The sequence below is a fragment of the Pseudomonas sp. HMWF006 genome (assembly GCF_003061205.1).
Taxonomy (GTDB): domain Bacteria; phylum Pseudomonadota; class Gammaproteobacteria; order Pseudomonadales; family Pseudomonadaceae; genus Aquipseudomonas; species Aquipseudomonas monsensis.
Genome location: NZ_QAIU01000471.1, coordinates 2,898 through 7,234, shown reverse-complemented (window position 1 = coordinate 7,234; position 4,337 = coordinate 2,898). Strand labels below are relative to the sequence as shown.

The following is a 4,337-nucleotide window of genomic DNA, read 5'->3' as shown; positions in this document are numbered from 1 at the left end:
GCCAATGATCGCCAAGGCCATCCCGCGGGTGGTCAAGGGCATGAAGGCGGCCAACGTCACGGACCCGACCCAAAGCTGTGGCCTGGGCTGGACGTTCGAACAAGCGACCCTGCGCAATCCCGAAGGCCCGGCGTTAATGCAGGGCGACGTGCTGCTGACCTACACCCAGGTCAACCAGTGGGCCAACCGCATCGCCGATTATCTGAGCGGGCAGGGCATTGGCAAGGGCGACGTGGTGGCAGTGTTCATCGACAACCGCCCGGAATTGCTGGTGACCATTCTTGCCCTGGCCAAGGTCGGTGCCGTCAGCGCGTTGCTCAATACCTCGCAAACCCGCGACACGCTGATTCATAGTGTGAATCTGGTGACGCCGGTGGCGATTGTTGTCGGCGAGGAGTTGCTGCCGGCGTTCGCCGCCATACGCGCACAGGTATCAATCGCCGCGCAACGCACCTGGTTTGTCGCGGATCAGGACACCTACAGCCATCCGGGTATTGCGCCCGAAGGGTACGTCAATCTGATCAGCGCCAGTGCTGACGCCTCCAGCGTCAATCCGCCGAGCAGCCAGCAAGTGTTCTACGACGACCCGTGTTTTTATATCTACACCTCCGGCACCACCGGTTTGCCCAAGGCCGGAGTGTTCAAACACGGGCGCTGGATGCGCAGTTCGGCCAGTTTCGGCATGATCGCGCTCAACATGCAGCCCGACGACGTGGTGTATTGCACACTGCCGCTGTACCACGCCACCGGCCTCTGCGTGTGCTGGGGCTCGGCAATCAATGGCGCTTCGGGCTTCGCGATCCGGCGCAAATTCAGCGCCAGCCAGTTCTGGAACGATGTGCGCCGTTATCGGGCTACCACCCTTGGCTACGTCGGCGAGTTGTGCCGTTATCTGGTCGACCAACCGCCCAGCGACGATGACAGTCGCCACGACGTGCGCAAGATGATCGGTAACGGCTTGCGCCCAGGGGCGTGGGCCGAGTTCAAGACACGTTTCGCCGTTGAGCATATCTGCGAGCTGTACGCCGCGAGCGATGGCAATATCGGCTTCACCAACATCCTCAACTTCGACAACACCATCGGCTTCTCGCTGATGGCCTGGGAGTTGGTAGCCTACGATCATGACAGCGGCGAGCCGCTGCGCAGCGACGACGGTTTCATGCGCAAGGTCGGCAAGGGCGAGCAGGGCCTGCTGTTGGCGCGCATCGACGAAAAAGCGCCACTGGATGGCTACACCGATCCGCAGAAGACCGCCAGGGTTGTGCTGCACGATGTCTTCAGCAAGGGTGATCGTTTTTTCAACACCGGCGATCTGTTGCGCAATATCGGTTTTGGTCATGCACAGTTTGTCGATCGTCTGGGCGACACCTATCGCTGGAAAGGTGAAAACGTCTCGACCACCGAAGTGGAAAACCTGCTGCTGCAACATCCGCACATTTCCGAGGCCGTGGCCTATGGCGTGGAAATCCGCAACACCAACGGCCGCGCCGGCATGGCTGCGATTACCCCGGCAGAATCCCTCGCCACCCTGGATTTCGCCGAGTTGCTGACGTTTGCCCGCCAGCGCATGCCGGCCTACGCGGTACCGTTGTTCCTGCGGGTGAAGGTGAAAATGGAAACCACCGGCACGTTCAAGTACCAGAAAACCCGCCTGAAAAATGAAGGCTTCGATCCCGGCCAGACGGGCGATGATCCGGTTTTTGCCTGGTTGCCCGGCACCGATACCTATGTGCAGGTCACCGATGAAGTGTTGGCTGGAATTCATCAGGGCAAATACCGCTATTGATTCTGGCTATAGGTAATCTTGAGAAAAAGGGGGTGACAGGCTTCGTCACGCTCGGGAAACTGTCGCCTTTCTGATTGACCGAAAGTGGAGTTGCCCATGTCTGACCAAAGCCGCCAGATGACCCCAGAAGAAGCTGCCGAATTTACCGAGCAGGTTTTCAACAAGGCGCGCGAAGGTGACGCGCTGATGCTTGATCGACTGATCGGCGCGGGTTTGCCGGTGAACCTGAAAAACAGCAAGGGCGACACCTTGCTGATGCTGGCCAGTTACTACGGCCATATCGAGGCGGTGCAGGTGCTGCTGAAACACAAGGCCGATCCGGAACTGCGCAATGGCAACGGCCAGAGCCCGATTGCCGGTGCGGCGTTCAAGGGCGATCTGGCGGTGGTCAAGGCGTTGGTCGAGGCGGGTGCCGAGATTGAAGGTTCGTCCTTTGATGGCCGGACTGCGCTGATGATGGCCGCGATGTTCAACCGTGTTGAAATCGTTGATTACCTGATCGGCAAAGGCGCCGATCCGAAAGCCAAGGATGCCAATGGCATCACCGCCCTGGATGCCGCCCGGACCATGGGCGCGGTCGACACCACGGCGCAGCTGGAAAAACTGCTGGCCTAAGGACAGTCGAAACTCTGTGGCGAGGGCGCTTGCTCCCGCTCCAGTGCGCAGCGCTGGCAAACAGGGTGAGCCCACTGTTTTTCGGCTGCTCTGCACCCCAGTGAGAGCAAGCTCCTTCGCCACAGGTGTCGGGTGCGCTAAAGAATGCGCTATCCTTCGCGCCCTCAAATTTCTCCTTCCACAGGATCCGCCTCCATGAAAGCCGCGCTCGTCGAACTCATCAGCAAAATCAGCTCCGGCTGCATGGGCGAGGACGAGATCCTGAACGTCGCCGACGAAGCCGCTCAGGCCTACGCCGATGCCGACGCTTTTCTGGCCGCCAACCCGGACATCAACTACGACGACACCTTCCCGATTCCACTAGGCGAGTGGGTAGTGGTCGGCAGCCTGCCGGAGACCGTGCTGTTCCAGGCCGACACCTATGTCGACCTGTTCGCGCAGATTGTCGCGTCGTTCGGCCCGGGCGTGGACTTCAACCTCAAGCCCAAGCAACTGGCCAAGACTGAAGCGTTGACCGCACTCAATCGCATCCAGGTGCAGATGAGCAGCCTGAACAAGGAGAACGGCGGGTACACGCTGATGAACTTCAGCCAGTTGCTCGACGACGAGCTGCAAGTGGTGCTGGTCTACGGCAACGACGTGCCTCGGGTACTGGAGTTGTGTGCCGAGGTCGGCATTGCTGCCGCGCCGTCACTGGAAGCCTTGAAAGTCGCCATTCACGTCTGAACGCAATAAAAGGGAACCCTGCGCGCGACCGTCTATCCTAAAAGTGCATGCCACTATTCTGGAGCGACACCATGGGTTCCACGTTCAACGGTCTGATCGGCCTGATCATTCTTGCCCTCGACATCTGGGCCATCATCAACGTGCTGAAAAGCGGCGCCGAGACCGGGATGAAAATCCTCTGGGTCCTGCTGATCATCCTCCTGCCGGTGCTGGGCCTGATCATCTGGGCCATTGCCGGGCCGCGAGGCAACGTGCGGATCTAGCCACAACGTTGAAATCACCCCATAACCTGTGGGAGCAGGCTGGCCAGCGATAGCATCGCAGCGGTGTCACGCAGAGACCGTGTTGACTGCATCGCTGGCCAGCCTGCTCCCATAAGGTTATGCAGATTGCCGGTGAGCCGAGGTTCGACCTGTCATCTTTGGCAACGTAAAATGCGCGCCTTTCCCGGGCAATCATCAGCATGATGGGCGCCTGCGCATTCCTCGGAGCACCTGACCATGACCGTCACCAAGACCAGCGAATACCTGGAAACCCTCTATGAAGGTTATGGCCAGCGTTTTCGCATGGAAAAACTCCTGCACGAAGTGCGCACCGAACATCAGCACCTGGTGATTTTCCAGAACCCGCGCATGGGCCGGGTGATGGCGCTGGACGGCGTGATCCAGACCACCGAAGCCGACGAATTCATCTACCACGAAATGCTCACCCACGTGCCGATCCTCGCCCACGGCACCGCCAGGCGCGTGCTGATCATCGGCGGCGGCGACGGCGGCATGTTGCGCGAAGTGACCCGACATGCCAGCGTCGAGCACATCACCATGGTCGAGATCGACGGCACCGTGGTCGACATGTGCAAAACGTTCCTGCCGGACCACTCCAAAGGCGCTTACGACGATCCACGGCTGAACCTGGTGATCGACGACGGTATGCGTTTCGTCGCCACCACCACGGAAAAATTCGACGTGATTATCTCGGACTCCACCGACCCGATTGGTCCGGGCGAAGTGCTGTTCTCGGAGAATTTCTACCAGGCCTGCCACCGTTGCCTGAACGAGGGCGGCATCCTGGTGACCCAGAACGGCACGCCGTTCATGCAGATCGACGAAGTGAAAACCACCGCCGGTCGCCTGCGCAGCCTGTTTCCGGACTGGCATTTCTATCAGGCCGCCGTGCCGACCTACATCGGCGGTTCAATGACCTTCGCCTG

Annotated in this window: 4 protein-coding genes and 1 pseudogene; all 5 read left to right on the top strand. The window is 59.9% G+C overall.

The window, feature by feature from the left end; genetic code table 11:
- Positions 1 to 1,786, top strand: a 1,786-nt coding sequence (locus DBR24_RS20600; protein WP_371921334.1) for a long-chain-acyl-CoA synthetase, incomplete at its 5' end; no start/stop codon positions are given.
- Between the two features lie 96 nt (positions 1,787 to 1,882).
- Positions 1,883 to 2,401, top strand: coding sequence for an ankyrin repeat domain-containing protein (locus tag DBR24_RS20595; protein ID WP_123467368.1), 519 nt, complete (start codon positions 1,883 to 1,885; stop codon positions 2,399 to 2,401).
- Positions 2,402 to 2,596: 195 nt separating this feature from the next.
- A complete protein-coding gene (locus DBR24_RS20590) occupies positions 2,597 to 3,127 on the top strand; it encodes a hypothetical protein (RefSeq protein ID WP_123467366.1) in 531 nt (176 codons plus the stop codon).
- A gap of 71 nt (positions 3,128 to 3,198) precedes the next feature.
- A complete protein-coding gene (locus tag DBR24_RS20585) occupies positions 3,199 to 3,390 on the top strand; it encodes a PLDc N-terminal domain-containing protein (RefSeq protein ID WP_003223221.1) in 192 nt (63 codons plus the stop codon).
- A 237-nt stretch (positions 3,391 to 3,627) separates the two neighbouring features.
- A pseudogene (speE, locus tag DBR24_RS20575) lies at positions 3,628 to 4,337 on the top strand (polyamine aminopropyltransferase); the annotation flags it as partial.

Coding starts and splice junctions, on each gene's coding strand:
- DBR24_RS20595 (WP_123467368.1), top strand. CDS start 1,883: ATGTCTGACCAAAGCCGCCAGATGACCCCAGAAGAAGCTGCCGAATTT.
- DBR24_RS20590 (WP_123467366.1), top strand. CDS start 2,597: ATGAAAGCCGCGCTCGTCGAACTCATCAGCAAAATCAGCTCCGGCTGC.
- DBR24_RS20585 (WP_003223221.1), top strand. CDS start 3,199: ATGGGTTCCACGTTCAACGGTCTGATCGGCCTGATCATTCTTGCCCTC.